Genomic DNA, 23,538 nt, shown 5'->3' with positions numbered 1-23,538 from the left:
TTCAATCTATGCGCACATTGATCGAACACATCTTGAAGCTGACCGACCATCGGGATCGGGATTTGCTGGAACTCACACTGTCCAAGGCGCTGATTGATCTGCTGCCCATCCAGCGCATCGTGATTGCTCGTGTGATGACTTGTGAGGGTGAGAGACGATGGCTCGAAGTGGCCCGTCTGGACGCAAAGGGTGGCGGCAAAGTGGTCGACCCCATGCGGGTGGACTTTGCATCGCTGCCCCGCCTGGACGATGCCCCGGACCGGCTGAAGTGTCTTCAGCGCCGTGAAACTGTCGAAATCGCGTGGGCCGGGGAAGAGGGCCCGCGCATCAACATGTTGCCCCTGTTTTCTGATTCCCGCAAGGATGACGAAGGTGTGATCGAGGTTCATTCTGAAGCCGCGCTCACGGCGGATGAGCTGCTGACCATTGAACAGCTGCGTCGTATCTACCGCAATATGTACTCCCTGCTGGAGTACAGCGACCGTGACGCGCTGACCGGCCTGCTCAACCGCAAGTCACTGGATGACGCTTTTTACAGCGCGGTTCTGGAAGAGCTCGACGGCGTCATCGGCGAGCCCAAGACGGCGGGATCACCCAAGGGTCAGGATCCGGAGCGCCGTCACCGTGTGCCGGCCAACTATTGGCTGGGTTCGGCCGTCGTTGACGACTTTGGACTGATTAACGACAAGCATGGCCATCTGATTGCGGAAGAGGTTCTCCTGCTGGTGGCCCGCGTGATGAACAACACGTTTCGCACCTATGACCGCATTTACCGTTTCGGGGGCGAGCATTTTGGCGTGTTGATGCATTGCCCGGATGAAGCGTTGGTGCTGGCCGCGTTTGAGCGTTTTCGGGCCAATGTCGAAAAGTTCAATTTTCCGCAGGTAGGCCGGGTGACGGTGAGTTGCGGTTTCACCAGTGTGATGGCGGATGACTCCCCCAGCAGCGCACTTGAGAAGACTGAGCGTGCGGTTGACTTTGCCCGGAGAAGCGGACGCAACAAGGTGTGCAGCCACCTCGGTCTGGTTCGTCGGGGTTTCTTTGGAGAAGTTCCGAAGGTTGGCGGCGTTGATATCTTCTGACCGGGATTGATGGTCAAAAAAAGGGCACTTCAAGTGCCCTTTTTTGCGGGCGCCCGGGAGGGCGCCGGTTTGACCTTACTGAGGCTCTTTTTCCTCAAAAGGTAGCATCATGTTGCGCAGGTCGCGCTTGGTTTCCACCAGGACCAGCGGACCCTCATCCATCTGCACCACTGCAGGCCGTTCGCGCGGCACGTGAACTGCTTTGGGCTCAGCAGCGATGGCCGCCTGGACTGCGGCAATCTTCTCGGCGTCCGAGTTCACCCAGCTCAAGCCGGAGTTCTGGGCCACCTGGGCCAGTTCGTCCAGCGGGAGCGCAAACGGCTGCAGTTTGGGCATGCCCGTGGCGGCTGCAAGCGGTGCCACTTTTGGTGCGGCGGAGGGTGCGGGCGCAGGGGTCGCTGGTGCCTGCAGCACGGGGGCCGCTGGAGGTGTTGGCACCGCCATGGCCGCCACCGGTGCAATTGCCGCCTCCGGCACAGGTGCTTCCGTGCTTGCGGTGAAGTAGGATTTGCGGGGCTCTGCCGCCATCTCCTCTTGCGCAGTCACTGGTTGACTGTCACGCGCCGGGCGTTCCTGGCGATCACCTTGCTCGGTGCGATCACCTCGGGGGCCGCGATCACGGCCCTGGCGATCACCCCGTGGGCGTCTTTCGCGGGTCTCGGCGCCTTCAGGACGTGGTGCCAGTTCACCAGCGACGTTGTTGCCCTGGTCGGTGCCTGATGCCGCATCCATTGCCACTGGTGCTGCGCGCTCGATCGGGGCGCTGCCGGGGATGTCAGTAGTGGCGCGGACGACGTCCCCGCCCGGGACGCTGGTTCGCGCACCTTCGTCCTGCTGACGGTTACGGTCCGGTCGACGATCATTGCGTCCGTCTGCACGCGGCTCGCCACGTTCATTCAGGTTGCCCTGTTCGCCGTTGTCGGCACGGGGCTCGCCACGGCCACGTCCACCCCGGCTGCCACGCCCGCCACGCTCTGAATCGCGGGGCGCGCGCTCTGGCCGCTGTTCATTTCTCTGTGCATCCTGGACTGTTCCGCCCATCGGTGCCTGCGCGGCATTCGCCACCACGTCCGCCATCGGTTTGCCTTCGGCATCGAAGCGCTCACGCTGGCCCTGAGCCGGGCGCTCACCGCGACCGCCTCTGCCACCACGACCGCCACGACCCTCGCCGCGGCCACCACGACCGCCGCGGCCGTCATCGCGACCTTCAGGCCGACCTTCAGCACGCGGCTCATTGCGACGCGCGCCATCACGGCCACCGCGGCCACCATCACGCTTGTCGTCTTTGCTGGCTTCAGTCGCCGGTTTGACCGGGGACTCAGGGGCCGCAGCGGGTACGAACAGGTGCTTGATCCAGCCAAAGAAGCCTTTTTCTGCCGGAGCAGGCGCTGCGGCAGCGGGGATCGGCCTTGGTGCAGCCACCACGGGCTTGGCAACTTCCGGCTTGGGAATGGCAGCAGGCGCCGGCGCATCGGGCAACACGCCCTTGATGATCGGCGTCTGCTTGTTGGTTGGTTCCTGGGAGCGACGTGTCACCAAGGTGGCGTCTTCCATTTCTTCCGCCATCTTGTAGCTGGCTTCGATATTGTCCAGGCGTGGATCGTCGTGTTTGAGGCGCTCCAGCTTGTAGTTCGGTGTTTCCAGCGTCTTGTTGGGTACCAGAAGCACGTTGATGCGCTGCTTGAGTTCGATCTTGGCGATCTCGGAGCGCTTTTCATTCAGCAGGAAGGATGCAACCTCAACCGGGACCTGGCACAACACCGACGCGGTGCTGTCCTTGAGGGACTCTTCCTGGATGATGCGCAAAATCTGCAGTGCACTCGATTCGGTGTCGCGGATGTGGCCAGAGCCGCCGCAACGCGGGCAGGGGATGGAAGCCCCCTCGCTCAACGCAGGGCGCAGGCGCTGGCGGCTCATTTCCATCAGGCCAAATTTGCTGATAGTGCCAAACTGCACGCGGGCGCGGTCTTGCCGCAGCGCGTCGCGCAGGCGGTTTTCCACGTCACGGCGATTGCGGCTTTCTTCCATGTCGATAAAGTCGATCACGATCAGGCCACCCAGATCGCGCAGACGCATCTGGCGTGCCACTTCGTCTGCGGCTTCGAGGTTGGTGCGGGTTGCGGTTTCTTCGATGTCGCCCCCCTTGATCGCGCGCGCCGAGTTGACGTCTACCGAAACCAGCGCTTCGGTGTGGTCGATCACGATGGCGCCACCGCTGGGCAGCTGCACGGTGCGGGCGTAAGCTGACTCGATCTGGTGCTCGATCTGGAAACGGCTGAACAAAGGTGCATCGTCGCGGTAGCGCTTCACCCGGGCAGCGTGTTCCGGCATGACGTGGGCCATGAACTGCTGGGCTTGTTCGTACACGTCATCGGTGTCGATCAGGATGTCGCCGATGTCGTTATTGAAGTAGTCGCGGATAGCGCGGATGACGAGACTGGATTCCTGATAGATCAGGTAAGCACCCTTGCCACCTTTGGCTGCACCGTCAATCGCGGACCACAGTTTGAGCAGGTAGTTCAGGTCCCACTGCAGTTCCGGCGCGCTGCGGCCAATGCCGGCGGTGCGTGCAATGATGCTCATGCCGTTGGGGTATTCGAGCTGGTCCAGCGCTTCCTTGAGTTCAGCGCGGTCTTCGCCTTCGATGCGGCGCGAGACGCCACCGCCACGCGGGTTATTGGGCATCAGCACCACATAGCGGCCAGCCAGCGACACAAACGTGGTCAGCGCCGCGCCCTTGTTGCCGCGTTCTTCTTTTTCCACTTGCACCAGAAGTTCCTGGCCTTCGCGAATGGCGTCCTGGATGCGGGCCTGGCTCGCCGACACACCTTGCTGGAAATACTGTTTGGAAATTTCCTTGAACGGCAGGAAGCCGTGGCGATCTTCGCCGTAGTCGACAAAGCAGGCTTCCAGGGAAGGCTCAACGCGGGTGACGACCGCCTTGTAGATGTTGCCCTTGCGCTGTTCTCGTCCTTCAATTTCAATTTCGTAGTCGAGGAGTTTTTGTCCGTCGACAATCGCCAGGCGGCGTTCTTCAGCCTGCGTGGCGTTAATCAGCATCCGTTTCATGGGTAGCATTCCTTCAATTCAAATAATCAACATGCTCTTGACGAGCTTTGATACCGGAACTGACGCTTTGAATTGAGGAGGAATTGCCGGAGAACCGAGACTCAAACGATAAGTCTTGGCGTAGGCGCGTGGAGGGGAGCGAGGAGGTTGGGTTGTGGAAGTGCTATTGAATTAATAGCTGGTTGCGCCCGTCCTGCGGGAGCTGATGACCGATCCATGCCAAAAAACGGGGCGAAAACGCTCCGTAGGCACATATGAATCAGGCTCATCAACACAAACATCTCGCTTCATTCCGTTCACAGACAGACTGTCTGTGAACTTGGGGTATTCCGTATCAGTTTTTCAATGCGTCGCCTTGACCGTTCGCTCTGCAGGCCACTACAAGCATCTGGCTTGCGGTTTGCGTACATTGCGCCCGGCGGTATCGACCTTCTGGCGGGGCTGGCGATGGTGGGTGAACTAAACTCCACCTAAATTACGAGTTAACTTTCAGTTAAATCAACCACTTACAGCGCATCGCTAGTGAAACACATTATAGGGGGCAATCCCCCACCGCAGTTACCCCAGGTCAAAACGGTACTCGTAGATGAGGACTCTGCGGGGCAACGGCTGGACAACTTTCTGATGCGTCACCTGAAAGGCGTGCCAAAGACCCATGTCTACCGCATCATCCGCAGTGGTGAAGTCAGGATCAACAAGGGTCGCGCCTCCGCTGATTCCCGCGTGCAGGCGGGCGATATGGTGCGGCTGCCGCCGGTAAGGATTTCTGAGCGAGTGGCCGAGAAAACCCAGGCGATGGCGGACAGCGTGGCGCGGGGTGCCCCGGCGCGCGAATTTGCCATTCTGTTTGAAGATGAGTATTTGCTCGCCATTGACAAGCCCGCGGGCGTGGCAGTTCACGGCGGGTCCGGGGTGAGTTTTGGCGTGATCGAGCAGTTGCGCATGGCCAGACCCCAGGCCAAGTTTCTGGAATTGGTGCACCGACTGGACAGGGAAACCAGCGGCATCCTGTTGATTGCCAAGAAGAGAAGCGCCCTGACGAACTTGCAGGACCAGTTTCGCGAGCGCGAAACCGGCAAGACCTATCTGGCGCTGGTGGCCGGGCGCTGGCCCGCCAACAAGAAGGTGCTGGACAAGCCGCTTCACAAGTACCTGTTGCCTGATGGTGAGCGGCGCGTCAAGGTGGTGTCCCGGGATGATCCCGACGGTATGCCCTCCGTCACCTTGGTGAAGGTCAGGGACACGGCAGGCACCGGTTTTACCCTGCTTGAAGTGACCATCAAGACCGGGCGTACCCACCAGATCCGGGTCCACCTTGCGAGTGAAGGCTATCCGATCGCGGGCGATGACAAATATGGCGATTTCGACCTGAACAAGACGCTGCTGCGGGCTGGAAAATTACCCTCCCTCAAGCGGATGTTCCTGCATGCGTGGCGCCTGCAGTTCAACCATCCGGCCAGCGGTGAACGTGTGGAGTTGCTGGCCCATTTACCCTCTGACCTTGAAGCGTTTGCGACCCATGCTGCACCCTCTCCCTCCTGACAAGCCGACATCACGCCAGTTCGATTTGATCGCTTTTGACTGGGATGGCACGTTGTTCGATTCGACCGCCATCATCACGCGCTGCATTCAGAACGCGGTGCGTGACGTGGGCGGCGTGGTGCCTAGTGACAAAGATGCGGCTTATGTCATCGGCATGGGCTTGATGCAGGCACTGGCGCACGCCGCGCCCGATGTGCCCGCAGACAGATACCCCGAGTTGGGCGCGCGTTACCGTCACCATTACATCGCCCACCAAAACGACATCAGTCTGTTTGCAGGGGTGTTGACCATGCTGTCTGATTTGAAATCGCGTCAGCACTTGCTGACGGTGGCCACCGGCAAAAGCCGGCATGGCCTGGATGAAGCACTGCAGGCGGTGGAACTCAAAGGCATGTTCGATGGGTCACGCACCGCGGATGAGACGGCGGGCAAGCCACATCCCCGCATGTTGCAGGAGTTGATGCGTGAATTTGATGTGGATCCTGCGCGCACCCTCATGATCGGCGACACGACGCATGACCTGCAGATGGCCCTCAATGCGGGTTGCCCCAGCGTGGGTGTGAGCTATGGCGCGCATGAGCCCGACGCCTTCATTGCCCTGAACCCCCGCTACGTGGCCCATTCTGTGCGCGAACTGCACGACTGGCTGCTGGAAAATGCGTAGCCCCCACGGTTGTCACTGCGTGTACTCCCTGCCCCCCGAGGGAGCCGTCGCCGGCCTTGGGGCGGCCCTGCGGCCGGCGCATGCCTGAATTCCATGAACGACGAAACGCTGATTCCCCTGTGCAACGCGGCTGATCTGATCAATAGCAGCGAAGCCGTTCCGTTTGACGTGATCTATTGCGGCCAGACCTGCCGCGCCTTTGCCATTCGGTACCAGAATCAGGTGTACGCCTACCTGAACCGTTGCGCCCATGTGCCGATGGAGATGGACTACCAGCCGAACCGGTTTTTTGACTCCACCGGCCACTGGCTGATGTGCGCCACCCATGGCGCGACGTATCAGCCACAGACCGGCGCGTGCCGCAGTGGCCCCTGCCGGGGTGGATTGATCAGGATTGATACGTCCGAGCGTGATGGAGTCGTGCACTGGCATACTGCCCATAACCTGAAACCCCTTGAGTTCTGAAATGACCGACCCCCTTATTCCCGACCAGCGCCCCGGACAACCGGAGGCAACCCGTGCGCCTGATGTGGCATTGAATCAGGCATCAGCCCCTGTCAGTGGTGCGTCATCCGCTACTAAAAATGGAGCAAAGGAGGCCTCGCCTGATAGTCCGGGCTGGGAGCGCGCCACGCTGGAAAAACTCGCCTTTGCGTCGCTGACGGAGCAGCGGCTGGCACGCCGCTGGCGCAATTTTGTCCGGCTGGCCTGGCTGGCATTTTTCATCCTCATCACCTGGATTGTGATCAGTCGCAACGGTCCGGCCAAGGATGGATTTATGCCCCATACGGCGGTGGTGGAGGTCAAGGGTGAGATAGCGTCCGGTGCCGAAGCCAGTGCGGAGCTGATCGTGGCCGCCTTGCGGGGCGCGTTTGAAGATGAGGGCGCACAGGCGGTGGTCTTGCTGATCAATTCGCCGGGTGGCAGCCCGGTGCAGGCCGGCATTATCAATGACGAGATCCGGCGCCTCAAGGCAAAACACAAGAAGCCGGTGTATGCGGTGGTCGAGGAGTCCTGTGCTTCCGCCGCGTATTACATCGCGGTGGCGGCTGACAGGATATTCGTCGACAAGGCCAGCATTGTGGGCAGCATCGGCGTGCTGATGGACGGCTTCGGTTTTACCGGGCTGATGGAGAAACTGGGTGTGGAGCGTCGGCTCATGACGGCGGGCGAGAACAAGGGTTTTCTTGACCCATTCAGCCCGCAAACCGAGCGGCAGCGCGCTTTTGCACAGACCATGCTCGACCAGATTCACCAGCAGTTCATCGATGTCGTCAAAACCGGGCGCGGCACCCGGTTGAAGGAGACGCCCGAAACCTTCAGCGGCCTGTTCTGGAGCGGCCAGCAAGCCATTGAACTCGGGCTGGCTGACCAGTTGGGCAACCTTGACTTCGTGGCGCGGGAAGTGGTCAAGGCCGAGGAAATCATTGACTACACCCGCCGCGACAACGTGGCAGAGCGGTTGGTCAAGCGTTTTGGTGCAGCCATTGGCGAAGGCTCAGTGCGCGCCATCAGGTCGAACGCTGGACTCCGGTAATTGATCCCTATCGACCCAGGGCAAATACCGCCGGGGTTGAGTTGTTCAGCGTGGAAGCCTTGTGTCGCCAGTTCTTCACGGTGTCGCTACGGCAGGCGCCGCTTGCAAGGGTGAGGCCGCTGCTGACGGCGAGGCGGGTGTTGTGCTGAAGCGTCTGTAGCAGCGTCTGCATCATGGCCGCGTTGCGGTAGGGCGTCTCAATGAACACTTGGGTCTGGCCGGTCTTCAGGGCGAGCGATTCGAGTTCACGCAGGCGCTGGGCGCGCTCCGAGGCGTCTTGCGGCAGGTAACCCACAAATGCAAAGCTCTGGCCATTGAGTCCGCTGGCAGCCAGCGCCAGCAAAATCGACACCGGGCCAGTCAAAGGCATCACCTCAATCCCCAGATCGTGGGCCGCACGCACCACTGATGAGCCGGGGTCTGCGACGGCAGGCATGCCGGCTTCGCTGACCAGGCCCACGTCATGGCCGTCCAGCGCGGGCGTCAGCAGATGGCGAGCATCAAAGTTGCCGGTGTGGTCTCCTTTCTTGTGCACCTCACGTGGCAGTTCCTGAATGTGCAGTGCCTGAAGCGGGCTGCTCAGGGGCACGATTTCGTTCACGCGTTTCAGATAAGCGCGCGCCGATTTGGCGTTTTCGCAGACCCAGTATTGCAGCCTTGCCGCTACGGTCAGCGTGCCCAAGGGCATGGTGTTTTGCAGGTCCATCTGGCTGTCGCAGCCGAAATCCAGTGGGGCCGGGACAAGGTAGAGGCGGCCGTGGGTCGTCAGCGTGTCATTTTTTGACGTTGTGGCCATGGTCATAGCAGTCTGACGCCCGCAGCCTGGATCATCCGGCAGGTGCGGATCAGCGGAAGACCGACCAACGCCGTCGGGTCATCGTTGTCGATGGACTCCAGCAATGCAATGCCCAAGCCTTCGCTTTTGGCGCTGCCTGCGCAGTCGTAAGGGGTTTCAGCCAGCAGATAGGTTTCGATTTCCGCGTCTGTGAGATCACGGAACTTCACCTTGACCTGGGCCAGATCCATTTGTGCGAATCCAGTCTCGAGGCACACCACCGCCACCGCAGTCTGGAAAATCACGGTTTGACCGCGCATTTCATGTAGCTGCGCCACCGCACGCGTGTGGTTGCCCGGCTTGCCGAGGGCGTGGCCGTCCAGGTCGGCCACCTGGTCCGAGCCGATCACCACGCATGCTGGAAACTGTGCGGCCACGGCGCGGGCCTTGCTCATGGCCAGCCGACATGCAAGTTGCTTCGGTGATTCAGACGGTTGTGGTGTTTCATCGACATCGGGTGCGGCAACTTCAAATGGAATGCGCAGGCGCTCCAGTAATTCACGGCGGTAGGGCGAAGTGGAGCCCAGGACGAGCTTTCGGTGAGTGGATTCAGACATGCCGTGATTCTCTTACACTGCGGGCATGAAACAAGAGTCTCCCCCCATCCAAATGGACGTCAAGGCGTTCGCGCAGTCCGCTGGTGAAATTGCTGGCCACGATTCGCTATCGAAATATGAGCGTTTGATGCAGGAAACGCAAGGTCTGGGCGCTGATCGGCTTCTGAACTGGTCTGCGCGCGGTGAGTTGCGCGCCGACGAGGCGGGCGTCGGGCAGGTCTGGCTGCATTTGACAGTCGACGTCAGTTTGCCCCTGACATGCCAGCGTTGCCTGGGTCCGGTGGACATCGCGGTGCTCGTGAACCAGTCGTTTCGCTTTGTTGACAGCGAAGAAGCGGCCGAGGTGCAAGATGAAGAGGCCGAGGAAGACGTGCTGGCCCTGAGCCAGGACTTCAACTTGGCGAATCTGATCGAAGATGAAGTGCTGATGGCCCTGCCGGTGGTTCCCCGCCACGAGGAGTGTCCAGTCGATCTCAAACTGGCGGCCGTGGACCCGGGATTTGATGCGGCATCTGCCGAGAAACGTAATCCTTTCGCGGTGTTGGCGAAGCTGCAGGGCGGGAAATCCAGCTGAGAGGACGAGGTGCGCTATAATCTAAGGCTTCACGCGATTTCGTAAGTCGCGTGTTCCACTAACCCAAGATGTTGCGGCGTTCGCAACATGAACGTCAAGGAGCAGATCATGGCTGTCCAGCAGAACAAAAAATCACCTTCCAAGCGCGGTATGCACCGTTCGCACAATGCGCTGGTCGTGCCGGGCATTGCGGTCGAGTCCACCACGGGCGAAACCCACCTGCGTCACCATATCAGCCCTACCGGCTTTTACCGTGGCCGCAAAGTCCTCAAGACCAAGTCTGAAGCCTGATAGCTCTCATTAGGTCAAGGCCCGAGGCTACCGTGTTTGTAGCGTCGGGCCTTTGTTTTTATAGTCCCGGTATCCTGTTGCCACTTGCCTGGTTGCACTAGTTTTCCATGATCACTATCGCTGTCGATTGCATGGGAGGCGACCATGGCCCCCGTGTCACGCTTCCTGCCTGCCGTAATTTCCTGGAGCGAAACGCTGATGTGCAGTTGCTCTTGGTGGGGTTGCCAGAAAGCCTGAGCGCGTTTTCTCATTTGCGCGCCAAAATCATTGCTGCCAGCGAGGTGGTTGGCATGGATGACTCGCTCGAAGTAGCGCTGCGGCGAAAAAAAGACTCGTCGATGCGAGTGGCCATCCAGCAGGTCAAGGACGGGGTGGCGCAGGCGGCTGTGTCAGCTGGCAACACCGCTGCATTGATGGCGATCTCGCGCTATTTGCTCAAAACCCTGGATGGCATTGACCGCCCGGCAATCGCCGGACAGATTCCCAATGCCAAGGGCGATGCCACCACGGTCCTGGATATGGGCGCGAATGTCGATTGTTCGGCCGAGGATCTGTTGCAGTTCGCGATGATGGGCTCTGCCCTGGTGTCCGTTCTCAGTGGTAACGACAATCCCACGGTGGGTTTGCTCAATATTGGCGAAGAAGCTATTAAAGGTAACGAAGTCATAAAAAAAGCGGGCGAACTGCTTCGATCTGCATCTAAAGCAGGTGATTTGAATTTTTATGGCAATGTTGAGGGCAACGACATCTTCAAGGGAACGGCCGACATTGTTGTCTGTGACGGCTTCGTCGGCAATGTTGCTTTGAAAGCCAGTGAGGGCTTGGCGACCATGATTGTTGACTTCTTGAAGATCGAGTTCTCACGCAATATTTTGACGAAATTGGCGGCAATTGCCGCCTATCCCATCATATCGGCGCTTAAAAAACGAATGGACCACCGTCGTTACAACGGTGGTGCCTTGCTTGGTTTGCGCGGACTCGTGTTCAAAAGCCATGGCTCGGCCGATGCGCTGGCGTTTGAGTACGCTTTGACGCGGGCGTATGATGCAGCCCGAAATAACTTGCTTGACCGTGTTCAAGTGCGGATTGCTCACGCTGCGTCCCTTCTGGTCGCTAGCGACTCACCCGTACAGCCCGACGCGGCCACACTCGCCTGAACAATGACACTTTATTCACGCATCACCGGTACCGGCAGCTATCTCCCTCCGCGTCGATTGACCAACGACGAGCTGGCGGCTGAGCTCGCCACACAAGGGGTTGAAACCTCCGACGACTGGATTGTTGAGCGCACGGGGATTCGGGCGCGTCATTTTGCTGCGCCGGATGTCTGTAGCAGCGATCTGGGTGTTGAGGCGGCGCGCCAGGCCTTGCAGGCGGCGGGTGTCTTGGCCACCGATATTGACCTGATCATCGTCGCGACGTCCACCCCCGACATGGTTTTCCCTTCGACAGCCTGCATTTTGCAGAACAAATTGGGTGCCAATGGTTGCGCGGCGTTCGACGTGCAGGCCGTGTGCAGCGGCTTTATTTATGCGCTGACCGTGGCCGATGCGATGATCAAGACTGGCACCGCCAGCAAGGCACTGGTGATTGGCGCAGAAGTCTTTTCGCGCATTCTGGATTTCAAGGACCGTACCACTTGCGTGTTGTTCGGTGACGGTGCCGGCGCCGTCGTGCTGGAGGCATCCGATACGCCCGGCATTCTCGCCAGCGATTTGCATGCGGATGGCAAGCATGTTGGCATTCTTTGCGTGCCGGGTCACGTGTCGGGTGGCAATGTGCTGGGCTCCCCGTTGTTGAAGATGGATGGTCAGGCTGTATTCAAACTGGCGGTGGGCTTGCTCGATGAAGCTGCCCGCACGACGCTGGCCAAGGCCGGCAAGACGGCGGCTGATATCGATTGGCTGGTTCCGCACCAGGCCAACATTCGCATCATGCAGAGCACCGCCAGGAAGTTGAAGCTGTCGATGGATAAAGTCATCGTCACGGTGGACCAGCATGGAAACACCTCGGCCGCTTCCATTCCGCTGGCGCTGGATTTCGCGGTGCGCAGCGGAAAAGTCAAACCCGGTGAGTTGCTCATGCTTGAAGGCGTGGGTGGTGGCTTCACCTGGGGTGCTGTGCTATTGAACTTGTAGCTGATCGCGCAGGCAAGGCAATCGCTGGAGCCTTCTTTAACTGAAATATTGACATGAATAGCATGAAACCTTTTGCTTTCGTTTTTCCCGGGCAGGGCTCTCAGTCCGTGGGTATGCTGGATGCGTGGGGTGATCATCCGGTGGTGCTTGAGGCGCTCAAAGAAGCGTCGGATGCGTTGGGTGAAGATGTTGCCAAGCTCATCAAAAACGGCCCCAAGGAAGCGCTGGCCCTGACGACCAATACCCAGCCCGTCATGCTGGTCGCCGCAGTGGCGGCGTACCGGGTCTGGATGGCTGAGACCGGTGTTGCGCCCTCTGCGGTGGCTGGACATTCGCTGGGCGAATATTCGGCCATGGTGGCCGCCGGTATGCTGACGCTGAACCAGGCCGCGCCTTTGGTGCGCTTCAGGGCTCAGGCTATGCAGGACGCGGTTCCGGTGGGCGTGGGCGCCATGGCCGCCATTCTGGGGATGGATGCTGCAAAAGTCATCGCGGGCTGTGCTGACGTGACAAGGAGATTTGGCGAAGGGTCAGCTGAGGTCGTGGAAGCTGTCAACTTCAATGATCCTGCGCAGACAGTCATCGCCGGCAGCAAGGCCGCGGTTGAGAAGGCATGCGAAGTTCTCAAGGCCAACGGCGCCAAGCGCGCCTTGCCGCTGCCGGTGTCGGCGCCTTTTCATTCGAGTTTGATGAAACCGGCGGCCGAAAAACTCCGGGAAAAACTGGAATCTGTCGAGTTTTCATCACCGCAAATCGTGTTGATCAACAATGTTGATGTCGCGGTCGAGGTCGATGCTGATCGCATTCGCGATGCGCTGTATCGTCAGGCTTTTGGGCCCGTGCGCTGGGTGGAGTGTGTGCAGGCCATCAAGGCGCGTGGCCTGACTGCGATTGTGGAATGTGGCCCCGGCAAGGTGCTGGCGGGCATGGTCAAACGCATTGATCCGGAATTGCACGGCATGGCGCTTCTGGATCCGGCCAGTCTGGCGGATGTGAGAAATACACTTTTAGGTGCTTAGCATGAGTGACATTCAGTTTGAAGGCCAGGTCGCCCTGGTCACGGGTGCGTCGCGTGGCATAGGCGCGGCCATTGCCCTGGAACTTGCAAAACGTGGGTTGAAGGTCATTGGTACCGCCACAACCGATCAAGGCGCCGAAAAAATTGGGCAGACCCTGTCGGCTTTTCCCGGTTGCAGTGGACGGACCTTGAATGTCAATGACGGGCAGGCAGCCGAAGACCTGATTGCTGCAATTGTCAAAGAGCATGGCGGGTTGCAGGTCCTGGTGAACAACGCCGGTATCACACGCGACAACCTGGCCATGCGCATGAAGGACGAAGAATGGGATGCGGTTCTGGACACGAACCTCAAGGCCGTGTTTCGCATGAGTCGCGCCGTGATGCGTACCATGATGAAGCAGCGTTATGGACGCATCATCAGCATCACGTCCGTGGTGGGCGCCTCGGGTAACCCGGGGCAGGCCAATTACGCCGCAGCGAAGGCGGGTGTCGCGGGCATGACCCGTGCGCTGGCCCGTGAGCTCGGTTCGCGCAGCATTACCGTCAATTGCGTGGCGCCCGGGTTCATTGAAACCGACATGACGGCCGGCCTGCAGGAAGACCAGCAAAAAGCCTTGTTGACGCAAATACCGCTGGGACACCTCGGCAAGCCATCGGACATCGCCCATGCCGTGGCCTACCTGGCTTCTCCACTGGCGTCCTACGTGACGGGCCAGGAATTGCACGTCAACGGCGGCATGTTTATGTAAGCCGGTTACATATAAAGATCAAGCCGATTTATCCGTTCGGCAGTCGGATTGGGGAATGGCCCCGAAGCCCGGCTAAAATCGCGGATTGATTTACTACCCTCAGAGGGAACCTATGAGCGATATCGAAGCACGCGTTAAAAAAATCATTGCCGAACAACTCGGTGTGGAAGAGTCACAAGTGACCAGCGAAAAAGCCTTTGTGGCTGATCTGGGCGCAGACTCCCTTGACACTGTGGAACTGGTGATGGCACTGGAGGATGAGTTTGGAATTGAAATTCCTGACGAAGACGCAGAGAAAATCACGACGGTGCAAAACGCGATCGATTACGCCAATACGCACAAGAAAGCGTAAGGTGTGGCATGTGCGACGCGCCAAAGCGTCGCCATGCTGATTGTGGCTGGCTGTGACGGAGGACTGCACGGGCCTTGGTCCCGCCCATAAGCCTGGCCTCATGCCGCTCCAGGCGGCTTTCTTTAGATCAACTACTGACTGCAAATTCCTATGTCCCGTCGTCGCGTTGTCGTAACAGGTTTGGGTTGTATCAGTCCCGTGGGCAACACGGTGGCCGATGCCTGGACCAACCTGCTTGCCGGGAAATCCGGCATTGATCTGATCACCAAGTTTGATGCTTCAAGCTTCGCCTGCAAGATCGCCGGCGAAGTCAAAGGCTTTGACCTGGAGTCCTATATCAGCGCCAAAGAGGCGCGCACGATGGACACCTTCATTCATTTCGGTATAGCAGCGGCCACTCAGGCTGTTGCCGATGCCGGTTTGCCAACGGGTGAGGCACTGGGCGATGAACTGGCCACCCGTATTGGCGTTGTGCTGGGCTCGGGCATTGGCGGTTTGCCCATGATTGAGAGCGTGCACTCGGAATATGTGCAGCGCGGGGCGCGTCGCATTTCCCCATTTTTTGTGCCTTCCACCATAGTCAACATGGTCGCTGGTCACGTGTCGATCCGCTTTGGCTTCAAAGGGCCCAATATCTCCATTGTGACGGCCTGCACTACGGGCCTGCACTGCATTGGTGAAGCCGGTCGCATGATTGAATACGGCGATGCGGATGTCATGATCGCGGGTGGCTCTGAGGCAACGGTCTCGCCGCTGGGGGTTGGTGGTTTTGCTGCTATGCGCGCTTTGAGTACCCGCAACGACGATCCCCAAACAGCCTCGCGTCCGTGGGACAAGGACAGGGACGGTTTTGTTTTGGGTGAAGGCGCCGGTGTGATGGTGCTCGAAGAGTACGAGCACGCCAAGGCACGCGGTGCCAGAATTTACGCTGAGTTGGCAGGTTTTGGCATGAGTGCGGATGCCGGCCACATGACAGCCCCCAATATGGATGGTCCGCGTCGCGCCATGCTGGGCGCGATGCGCAATGCTGGCGTGAACGCAGACCAGATTGATTACCTGAATGCCCATGGGACGTCCACGCCGCTAGGCGACTTGAATGAAACCAACGCCATCAAGGCGGCGTTGGGCGATCATGCGAAGAAGACGGTGGTCAACTCTACCAAGTCCATGACAGGGCACTTGCTGGGTGGCGCTGGCGGCATCGAGTCGGTGTTTACCGTGCTGGCCCTCCATCACCAGAAGAGCCCGCCCACCATCAATATTTTCAACCAGGATCCCGAGTGCGATCTGGACTACTGCGCCAATACCGCGCGTGACATGAAGATCGATGTGGCCCTGAAAAACAACTTCGGTTTTGGTGGTACCAACGGCTCGCTTGTTTTCAAGCGCGCACCGTAGCGTTTCCTTCGACCACTGAGTCAAACATCCATCACCTGATTGATTCCACGATGCACAGCGCCCCAGCGGTCAGCTTTCCGGTGGGGCGTTCGCGTTTTCAGGGCTGGCTGGTGGGGCTGGCCGGCTTGACCGGAGCGGTTGGTGGCCTGCTTTGGCGCTATCAGGCGGAACCCGCGATATGGCGTCAATGGCTATTTGCCTTGACCCTGCTGTGTGCCTGCACCCTCGCGGCTGGTGCCTGGTTCCGCTCCCCAAGGGGGCACTTGCGCTGGGACGGGCAGGCCTGGAGTTGGACATTCGCTGAGCGCTCGGTTGGCGGGTTGCTGACAGTCCATCTCGATTTACAGTTTTTCCTGCTGCTGAGTCTGCGCCTGGACGCCGGCTCCCGGATATGGTTCTGGCCGGAGCGCGGTGCTGAGCTGACTGCCTGGAACGCTCTGCGCCGTGCTGTGTTTTCTCGCGCCGCCCCAATCCACGCCCCGGACTTGGGTTCCGATGTCGATTGGGCACGCAGGTGAAATCGTGAGCGCAGAGCCGACAAAGCCCCCATTGAGGCCACCGCCCGGGACTGCCGACAACAGCGACGTTTTGCTGGTAGAGCGGGCCGTGGCGGGGGACCAGGGTGCTTTTGAGCTGCTCGTCATCAAGTACCAGCGTCGAATTCAGCGTCTTGTTGGCCGCATGGTGCGCGATGTGGATCTGGTGGAGGACATTGCCCAGGAGACATTTATCCGGGCCTACCGGGCGTTGCACCAGTTTCGCGGTGACGCCCAGTTCTATACCTGGCTGTACCGCATCGCGGTCAATACGGCCAAGAAATTCCTGCTGGATCTCAAGCGCGACCCTACGGTGTCGGAGAACGCATTCAAATCAGATGTTGATGGCGATGAAACTTCCTGGTCTGGAAATGAACCAACAACCGATGAAACGCCTGAGTCCGTATTGGCTGCGAAGGAGATCGCCACAGCGGTGAATGCCGCCCTGGAGGCTTTGCCAGAAGATTTGCGGCAAGCATTGACGTTGCGGGAAATTGAAGGCTTGAGTTATGAGGAGATTTCGGAAGCGATGAGTTGCCCGATCGGTACCGTTCGCTCCCGGATTTTCCGCGCGCGCGAGGCCATATCCGTCAAAGTGAAGCCGATGCTGGAAAAGCAGACCGGCAAGCGATGGTGAGACCCGGTCAGATTGGAAATGATGATGCAAGAAATACAGAACAATCGTGAACTGGTGTCGGCGCTGGCCGACGGGCAGTTGCGCGAGGAAGAGTTCGCCCGAACGGTCGAGTCGGTGTGCCACTCTGACGATTTGCGCATGTCATGGCATGCCTATCATTTGGTGGGTGACGTGCTGCGCTCTGGCGAGACGATGGCCGGCGCTCACGACGCCGCATTCGTGCAGCGTCTGAAGCAGTCTTTGGCACAAGCGTCTCGGCCTGCACCGGAAATGGATGCTCCTGATTTGATAGCTGTCGATGCATTGTTGACGAGGACCAGGGGCTCCAATGGGTCAGAAGATCTGGCTGCCAACGACAGCCGTTTCCGCTGGAAGCTGCTGGCCGGGCTCGCCTCGCTGGCCGCCGTATCGGTGATTGGATGGCAGGCTTCGACCGGTTGGGGTGATCAGAATGGGGCAGGGCAACTCGCTCAGGTGCCGGTGCAAAGTGGCCAGCCCGAGGTCGTGTTACGACAGCTTGTGGCCGGCGCTGAGCCACAGGTCATGATCCGCGATCCACAACTCGATGCGCTGTTGGCCGCGCACAGGCAGTTTGGCGGCACGTCGGCGCTTCAGATGCCGGCAGGGTTTCTGCGCAATGCAACATTTGAGGGAGCAGACCGTTGAGACGGATGCATAGAGTGGCTGACAAAAAAGCATTCGGCAAAGCGCTGACCCGCGTGGCAGTGGCGGGACGCATGGCCATCATTCGTGCCGCGGCGACGATCCTGCTCATGCTACTGGGCTCGCTGGTGGCGGCGCAAGCGGAAAACGCCTCCGTGCGACCCGTGATGGGCGACAGCAAAGTGGCAGACCGCACTGTGAATGACTGGTTGATGCGCATGCACGAGGCGTCGCGTCGGCGCGCGTATGTCGGCACTTTTGTGGTCTCGGCGGGCGGTGCCATGTCCAGCGCCCGGATTTGGCATGTCTGTGATGGCGAGCAGCAGATAGAGCGGGTCGAATCTCTCACGGGAGCTCCCCGGTCCACATTCCGGCGCAATGAGCAGGTGATGACCTTTTTGCCGGAGAGCCGTGTCGTCGTGGCAGAAAAACGTGAGTCACTGGGTCTTTTTCCGAATTTGCTGCAATCAAACGACTCCTCCATTGCGCAGTATTACCGTGCCCGGGTGACCGGCCGCGAACGTGTCGCCGGTTTTGAGGCCGATGTGGTGCACCTGCGGCCCGAAGATGGTTGGCGCTTTGGCTATCGGATCTGGGCCGAAAAGAAGACGGGCTTGATGATCAAGCTGCAGACCCTGGACGGCGATGGGCAAGTGCTGGAACAGGCCGCTTTTTCTGAGCTGCAACTGGACGTCCCGGTCAGCATGGCCAAGCTGACCCGGATGATGGGTAACACAGAGGGTTATCAGATCGAGAAACCCGAGATGGTGAAAACCACGGCTGCCGCCGAGGGCTGGGTCTTGAAGAATGCAGTGCCCGGTTTCAAGTCCATGAATTGCTACAAGCGGTCGGTGGGTGCGGCAGCCGACACTCGCCAAGAGGGCACCCTGCAGTGGATTTTTTCTGACGGGCTGGCGTCGGTATCGCTTTTTGTCGAGGCATTCGACTCCCGGCGCCATGCCCAGCCGGGCGCTCTGGCCATCGGCGCCACCCACACGCTGACGCGACGCGTTGGCGACTGGTGGCTGACGGCTGTGGGCGAGGTGCCGGCCCAGACGCTTGCCGCTTTTGCGCAGGGGCTTGAGCGGGCCAAGTGACACCCCATATACCAATTTGTTTTTCAAGGAAAGGTCGATGATGATTCAAATCGATTGGAAGAAGCTGAACGCGTATGTTCTGACCGCTGCCAGCGTCCTGACGCTGACGGTCGCGTTGGCGCCCGTTACGTCCGCAGTGGCTCAGGTGCGCACTTTGCCGGACTTCACAGATTTGGTGGAGCAGGTGGGTCCGTCGGTGGTGAACATTCGCACGCTTGAAAAAGTGACGGCCCGTAACGGCTCGGGCGCGCCCGGCGAAGAGGAAATGCTGGAGTTTTTCCGTCGATTCGGACTGCCGATGCCCAATATCCCGCGCCAGGCGCCACGTCCGAATCGCCCTGCGCCGGACGAGGAAGAGCAGCCACGCGGCGTGGGATCGGGTTTCATCCTGTCGGCCGACGGCCTCATCATGACCAATGCACACGTCGTTGACGGGGCGGACGAAGTGATCGTGACGCTCACCGACAAACGCGAGTTCAAAGCCAAGATCATTGGCGCTGACAAGCGCAGCGATGTTGCGGTTGTCAAGATCGAAGCCACGGGCCTGCCTGCGGTGAAGGTCGGTGATGTGACCCGGCTCAAGGTTGGTGAGTGGGTGATGGCTATCGGATCTCCGTTTGGTCTGGAAAACACCGTGACGGCCGGCATTGTCAGCGCCAAGCAGCGCGATACCGGTGACTACCTTCCGTTCATTCAGACCGATGTGGCGATCAACCCCGGCAATTCGGGCGGCCCACTGATCAACATGCGTGGGGAAGTTGTGGGCATCAACAGCCAGATTTATTCGCGCTCTGGCGGTTCCATGGGCATCTCGTTTGCCATCCCGATGGACGAAGCGGTTCGTGTCAGCGAGCAGTTGCGGGTGTCTGGCCGTGTCACGCGCGGTCGCATCGGCGTGCAGATTGACCAGGTCACCAAGGACGTGGCGGAGTCCATCGGCTTGGGTAAACCGCAAGGGGCACTGGTGCGCAGTGTCGAGGCCGGCGGGCCAGCCGAGAAGGCGGGCGTCGAGGCGGGTGACATCATCACCAAGTTTGAAGGGAAAGTGGTCGAGAAGTCCAGCGACCTGCCGCGCATGGTGGGTGGGACCAAACCGGGCACCCGCAGTTCGCTGACCGTGTTTCGGCGGGGCGGATACAAGGAGTTGACAGTTACAATTGCGGAAGTCGAGGCTGACAAGCCCGTCCGAAAAGCGGTCGACAAGGACGACAAGCCCAAGGCATCATCGGCCGGGCAGGCACTCGGGTTGGCGGTCAGCGAGTTGACTGACGCACTCAAGAAGGAGCTCAAGATCAAAGGCGGCGTGAAGGTCGAAGCTGCCACGGATGCGGCTGCCCGCGCCGGCGTGCGTGAGGGTGACGTGATCGTGGCGGTTGCCAACGTGACGGTTGCCAACGTCAAGGAGTTCGACGCGGCAGTGCAGAAGCTGGACAAGAACAAGCCCGTCAATGTGCTGCTGCGACGGGGTGAATGGGCCCAATACGCAGTGATTCGACCCACACGCTAAGCATCGGCAATTGTGAGAAGACCCCGATCTGGAGTCGGGTTTTGGGTCTTTTTGGCTGAATTGCCCTTCAAAAGAACGATGGAAAAATATATTTCGACCTGTTTTTTCAATGAATAGATGTTGGCATTCACTAACTTTCAATTCGGGTAGTTGCCATTTTGGTTAGAATGGAGGCGGATGATCAAGGATTACAGGCATATCGCAAGAGCCTTAGTCCACGATACGGGATGAACTGGAATCACCCACAAGCGGTCCACAGTTCACCCACAAGTTGTCCAGATGTTCATTCGCCAAAATTGTTAATAAGTTGTGTATAAAGTTCTTGTTGCTGCATGGCAACGCCTCATGGTGACGGTTTTTTGGGCTGTACGTTCCTGGCTTTTTGCCTACAATGAAGCTCCAACCTTCGCAGTTGCCAATGATTGTTGGTTCAGGGCGCGTCAGCATTCGACGCGCCCTTTTTTCTTGTCTCATCGTTTTAATTCAATCACTTAAGTGTTCCCGTTGATGAATCACATCAGAAATTTCTCGATCATTGCGCACATTGATCACGGCAAATCCACATTGGCGGATCGCTTGATTCAGCGTTGTGGCGGCTTGCAGGAGCGGGAGATGCAAGCCCAGGTGCTGGACTCGATGGACATCGAGAAAGAGCGTGGGATAACCATCAAGGCGCAGACCGCAGCACTGAAATACAAAGCGCTCGATGGCCAGATTTACAACCTCAATCTGATCGATACACCGGGGCACGTGGACTTCTCCTATGAAGTGAGTCGTTCACTCTCTGCGTGCGAAGGCGCACTGCTGGTGGTGGATGCCAGCCAGGGTGTTGAAGCGCAAACCGTTGCCAACTGCTACACCGCCCTGGAGCTTGGCGTCGAGGTGGTGCCCGTGCTCAATAAAATGGATTTGCCGAATGCAGATCCTGAGAACGCCAAAGTTGAAATTGAAGATGTGATCGGCATTGATGCCACCGATGCCATCGCGTGTTCGGCCAAGACCGGCATGGGCATTGACGACATTCTCGAAGCGGTGGTCGCCAGAATTCCGCCGCCCAAGGGCAACCCGGCTGGGCCCTTGCGCGCCATGATCGTTGACAGCTGGTTCGACACTTATGTCGGCGTGGTGATGCTGGTGCGCGTGGTCGATGGTCGACTGGCCAAGGGCGATCGCTTCAAGATGATGGCGACCGGCACGATGTACAACGCCGATAACCTTGGGGTGTTCACCCCCGCCAATGAGTCACGCGACTCACTGGAGGCGGGTGAGGTGGGCTATATCATCGCGGGCATTCGCGAACTGCAAGCCGCCAAGGTGGGTGACACCATCACCCTGATCAAACCCGGTACCGGCGGTGCCGCCTTCACGGCGACGGAACCGCTGCCCGGTTTCAAGGAAATCCAGCCGCAGGTGTTTGCCGGTCTGTATCCGACCGAAGCCAATCAATATGAAGGCCTGCGCGACAGCCTGGAGAAGCTCAAGCTGAACGATTCATCGCTGCACTATGAACCCGAAGTGTCGCAAGCACTGGGTTTCGGTTTTCGCTGTGGCTTTCTGGGTCTGCTGCACATGGAGATCGTGCAGGAGCGCCTGGAGCGCGAGTTTGACCAGGATCTGATCACCACCGCGCCCAGCGTTGTGTATCAGGTGGTGCAGGCGGACGGCGAAGTGAGGATGGTTGAAAATCCGTCCAAGATGCCCGATCAGGGCCGGATGGACGAGATACGCGAGCCGATCGTCACCGTGCATCTGTACATGCCGCAAGACTATGTCGGTGCCGTGATGACCTTGGCCAACCAGAAGCGCGGTGTGCAGATGAACATGGCCTACCACGGTCGCCAGGTGATGCTCACCTACGAGATGCCGCTGGCTGAAATTGTTCTGGATTTCTTTGACAAGCTCAAGTCCGTGTCGCGGGGCTACGCGTCCATGGACTACGAGTTCAAGGAATACCGGGCCGCCGACGTGGTGAAGGTCGACATTCTGCTCAACGGCGACAAGGTCGATGCGCTGTCGATCATCGTGCACCGCTCGCAGTCGCAATTTCGCGGCCGGGCGGTGGTGGCCAAGATGCGGGAGACCATTTCCCGCCAGATGTACGATGTCGCGATTCAGGCCGCCATTGGCTCCAATATCATTGCGCGCGAGTCAATCAAGGCGCTGCGCAAGAACGTCATCGCCAAGTGCTATGGCGGTGATATTTCACGCAAGCGCAAGCTCCTGGACAAACAAAAAGAAGGTAAGAAACGTATGAAGCAAATCGGTTCAGTTGAAGTGCCGCAAGAGGCATTTCTGGCAATTTTGCAGGTGGACGGCTGATGCAAGTTCTGACCTCCCTGATTCTGGCTGCCTTCGTGGGCTACGCCGGTGCCTGGTACTTTGGCATGGTGGAAGGCAACTTTGCACTGCTGCTATTTCTGGCAACCGTTGTGACCGGCGCTTACTGGCTGGCCGAGCGTTTTTATTTTCTACCCCAGCGGCAAAAAGCAGCAGCTCTGCTGGAAGCCGAAGCGGCCCAGCGTCGTGTGGAACTGGGCAAGCTGGGCATCAGCCAGGTGGATGGGGACATTGCTGTGGCCCGCGGACGCATCCTCGCGCAACCCTGGTGGCTGGACTGGACGGCCGGGCTCTTTCCGGTGATCATCGCCGTGTTTTTCCTGCGCTCATTCCTGTTCGAGCCGTTCAAGATCCCTTCAGGCTCCATGATTCCCACCCTGTTGGTAGGGGACCTTATCCTGGTCAACAAATTTCACTACGGTGTGCGCCTGCCAGTGATCAACACCAAAATCACCGAAGGCAACAAACCGCAGCGCGGCGATGTGATGGTGTTCCGCTACCCGCCCAAGCCCAGTCTGGACTACATCAAGCGGGTGGTCGGCGTACCCGGCGATGAAGTCGCTTATCTCAACAAACGCCTGACCATCAACGGAAAAGTGATGACAACGGTGGCGGTCCCCGAATTCTTTGACGAAGACGTGATGCGCTATTTCAAACAGTATGAAGAGTCCCTGGGCGAGCACAAGCACAGAATCCTCAACGACGATGACCGCCCTGCGTTTGTTCCGGGAACGGATGATTTCGCCTTCAAGCAGAACTGCCGCTACAGCGTCGAAGGGGTCGTCTGCAAAGTGCCGGAAGGCCACTACTTCATGATGGGGGACAACCGCGATAATTCGCTGGACTCGCGTTACTGGGGCTTCGTGCCTGACAAGAACATTGTCGGAAGAGCATTCTTTGTCTGGATGAACTTCAGCAGTCTGAAGCGCATCGGGTCGTTCAATTGAAATTGGCT

23 protein-coding genes are annotated in these 23,538 nt (G+C 59.0%); 20 read left to right on the top strand and 3 right to left on the bottom strand.

Annotated features, from left to right (window positions below; all coding sequences use genetic code 11):
• Positions 1-8 precede the first annotated feature (8 nt).
• Positions 9-1,082: a GGDEF domain-containing protein gene (locus Q7T10_RS13580; RefSeq protein WP_304749119.1), complete on the top strand. Its 1,074-nt coding sequence runs from the start codon at positions 9-11 to the stop codon at positions 1,080-1,082.
• Between the two features lie 75 nt (positions 1,083-1,157).
• Here Q7T10_RS13580 and Q7T10_RS13575 read toward each other — a convergent pair whose 3' ends face one another.
• The gene (locus Q7T10_RS13575; RefSeq protein ID WP_304749116.1) at positions 1,158-4,151 is read right to left on the bottom strand and encodes an Rne/Rng family ribonuclease; all 2,994 of its coding nucleotides are present in this window, start codon (positions 4,149-4,151) and stop codon (positions 1,158-1,160) included.
• A 522-nt stretch (positions 4,152-4,673) separates the two neighbouring features.
• Between Q7T10_RS13575 and Q7T10_RS13570 the strand changes: the two genes are divergently transcribed.
• The 4 genes from Q7T10_RS13570 (at position 4,674) to Q7T10_RS13555 (ending at position 7,894) form a co-directional block, all read left to right on the top strand.
• Entirely contained in the window at positions 4,674-5,693 is a 1,020-nt protein-coding gene (locus Q7T10_RS13570) for an RluA family pseudouridine synthase (RefSeq protein WP_304749114.1), read from the top strand.
• Entirely contained in the window at positions 5,671-6,357 is a 687-nt protein-coding gene (locus Q7T10_RS13565; RefSeq protein ID WP_304749112.1) for an HAD family hydrolase, read from the top strand. Before Q7T10_RS13570 ends, Q7T10_RS13565 begins: the two co-directional genes overlap by 23 nt.
• A 93-nt stretch (positions 6,358-6,450) precedes the next feature.
• Positions 6,451-6,822, top strand: a complete 372-nt coding sequence (locus Q7T10_RS13560) for a Rieske 2Fe-2S domain-containing protein (RefSeq protein ID WP_304749110.1) — start codon at positions 6,451-6,453, stop codon at positions 6,820-6,822.
• Between the two features lies 1 nt (position 6,823).
• Positions 6,824-7,894, top strand: a complete 1,071-nt coding sequence (locus Q7T10_RS13555; protein WP_304749107.1) for a S49 family peptidase — start codon at positions 6,824-6,826, stop codon at positions 7,892-7,894.
• Between the two features lie 7 nt (positions 7,895-7,901).
• On the opposite strand, the gene Q7T10_RS13550 is transcribed toward Q7T10_RS13555, so the two are convergent.
• Positions 7,902-8,690: an SAM-dependent methyltransferase gene (locus Q7T10_RS13550; protein WP_370653769.1), complete on the bottom strand. Its 789-nt coding sequence runs from the start codon at positions 8,688-8,690 to the stop codon at positions 7,902-7,904.
• Between the two features lie 2 nt (positions 8,691-8,692).
• Complete coding sequence (locus Q7T10_RS13545; protein ID WP_304749102.1) at positions 8,693-9,286, bottom strand: Maf family nucleotide pyrophosphatase; 594 nt, start codon at positions 9,284-9,286, stop codon at positions 8,693-8,695.
• A 25-nt stretch (positions 9,287-9,311) separates the two neighbouring features.
• On the opposite strand from Q7T10_RS13545, the gene Q7T10_RS13540 reads away from it, so the two are divergent.
• The 15 genes from Q7T10_RS13540 to lepB all read left to right on the top strand — a co-directional run bounded on the left by Q7T10_RS13540 (position 9,312) and on the right by lepB (position 23,530).
• Complete coding sequence (locus tag Q7T10_RS13540; RefSeq protein ID WP_304749099.1) at positions 9,312-9,860, top strand: DUF177 domain-containing protein; 549 nt, start codon at positions 9,312-9,314, stop codon at positions 9,858-9,860.
• A gap of 108 nt (positions 9,861-9,968) precedes the next feature.
• Positions 9,969-10,151, top strand: coding sequence for a 50S ribosomal protein L32 (rpmF, locus tag Q7T10_RS13535; protein WP_105259923.1), 183 nt, complete (start codon positions 9,969-9,971; stop codon positions 10,149-10,151).
• A 107-nt stretch (positions 10,152-10,258) separates the two neighbouring features.
• Positions 10,259-11,308, top strand: a complete 1,050-nt coding sequence (plsX, locus tag Q7T10_RS13530) for a phosphate acyltransferase PlsX (RefSeq protein ID WP_304749087.1) — start codon at positions 10,259-10,261, stop codon at positions 11,306-11,308.
• Between the two features lie 3 nt (positions 11,309-11,311).
• Positions 11,312-12,289 (top strand): beta-ketoacyl-ACP synthase III, encoded by a 978-nt coding sequence (locus tag Q7T10_RS13525; RefSeq protein ID WP_304749085.1) that lies wholly within the window; start codon positions 11,312-11,314, stop codon positions 12,287-12,289.
• Positions 12,290-12,351: 62 nt separating this feature from the next.
• Positions 12,352-13,308: an ACP S-malonyltransferase gene (fabD, locus tag Q7T10_RS13520; RefSeq protein ID WP_304749082.1), complete on the top strand. Its 957-nt coding sequence runs from the start codon at positions 12,352-12,354 to the stop codon at positions 13,306-13,308.
• 1 nt (position 13,309) lies between these two features.
• Positions 13,310-14,056 (top strand): 3-oxoacyl-ACP reductase FabG, encoded by a 747-nt coding sequence (gene fabG / locus Q7T10_RS13515; protein ID WP_304749079.1) that lies wholly within the window; start codon positions 13,310-13,312, stop codon positions 14,054-14,056.
• Positions 14,057-14,168: 112 nt separating this feature from the next.
• A complete protein-coding gene (gene acpP, locus Q7T10_RS13510) occupies positions 14,169-14,408 on the top strand; it encodes an acyl carrier protein (protein ID WP_114973157.1) in 240 nt (79 codons plus the stop codon).
• A 150-nt stretch (positions 14,409-14,558) separates the two neighbouring features.
• The gene (gene fabF / locus Q7T10_RS13505) at positions 14,559-15,806 is read left to right on the top strand and encodes a beta-ketoacyl-ACP synthase II (protein ID WP_304749074.1); all 1,248 of its coding nucleotides are present in this window, start codon (positions 14,559-14,561) and stop codon (positions 15,804-15,806) included.
• Between the two features lie 50 nt (positions 15,807-15,856).
• Positions 15,857-16,324 carry a hypothetical protein gene (locus Q7T10_RS13500; protein ID WP_304749071.1) on the top strand — a complete coding sequence of 156 codons (468 nt, stop codon included), beginning with the start codon at positions 15,857-15,859 and terminating at the stop codon, positions 16,322-16,324.
• Entirely contained in the window at positions 16,302-16,979 is a 678-nt protein-coding gene (gene rpoE / locus Q7T10_RS13495) for an RNA polymerase sigma factor RpoE (RefSeq protein WP_304749068.1), read from the top strand. The genes Q7T10_RS13500 and rpoE overlap by 23 nt, the downstream gene beginning before the upstream one ends.
• A gap of 24 nt (positions 16,980-17,003) precedes the next feature.
• Positions 17,004-17,645, top strand: a complete 642-nt coding sequence (locus Q7T10_RS13490) for a sigma-E factor negative regulatory protein (protein WP_304749065.1) — start codon at positions 17,004-17,006, stop codon at positions 17,643-17,645.
• A 71-nt stretch (positions 17,646-17,716) separates the two neighbouring features.
• A complete protein-coding gene (locus Q7T10_RS13485) occupies positions 17,717-18,739 on the top strand; it encodes a MucB/RseB C-terminal domain-containing protein (RefSeq protein ID WP_370653770.1) in 1,023 nt (340 codons plus the stop codon).
• Positions 18,740-18,779: 40 nt separating this feature from the next.
• On the top strand, positions 18,780-20,246 hold the full coding sequence (locus Q7T10_RS13480) for a DegQ family serine endoprotease (RefSeq protein ID WP_304749062.1): 1,467 nt from the start codon (positions 18,780-18,782) through the stop codon (positions 20,244-20,246).
• A 507-nt stretch (positions 20,247-20,753) separates the two neighbouring features.
• Entirely contained in the window at positions 20,754-22,565 is a 1,812-nt protein-coding gene (gene lepA, locus Q7T10_RS13475; RefSeq protein WP_304749060.1) for a translation elongation factor 4, read from the top strand.
• Positions 22,565-23,530, top strand: a complete 966-nt coding sequence (lepB, locus tag Q7T10_RS13470) for a signal peptidase I (RefSeq protein WP_304749059.1) — start codon at positions 22,565-22,567, stop codon at positions 23,528-23,530. Before lepA ends, lepB begins: the two co-directional genes overlap by 1 nt.
• The last annotated feature ends 8 nt before the right edge of the window (positions 23,531-23,538 follow it).

The organism is Rhodoferax sp. (assembly GCF_030646845.1).
Taxonomy (GTDB): domain Bacteria; phylum Pseudomonadota; class Gammaproteobacteria; order Burkholderiales; family Burkholderiaceae_C; genus Rhodoferax.
This window is presented reverse-complemented; position numbering and strand designations above follow the sequence as displayed.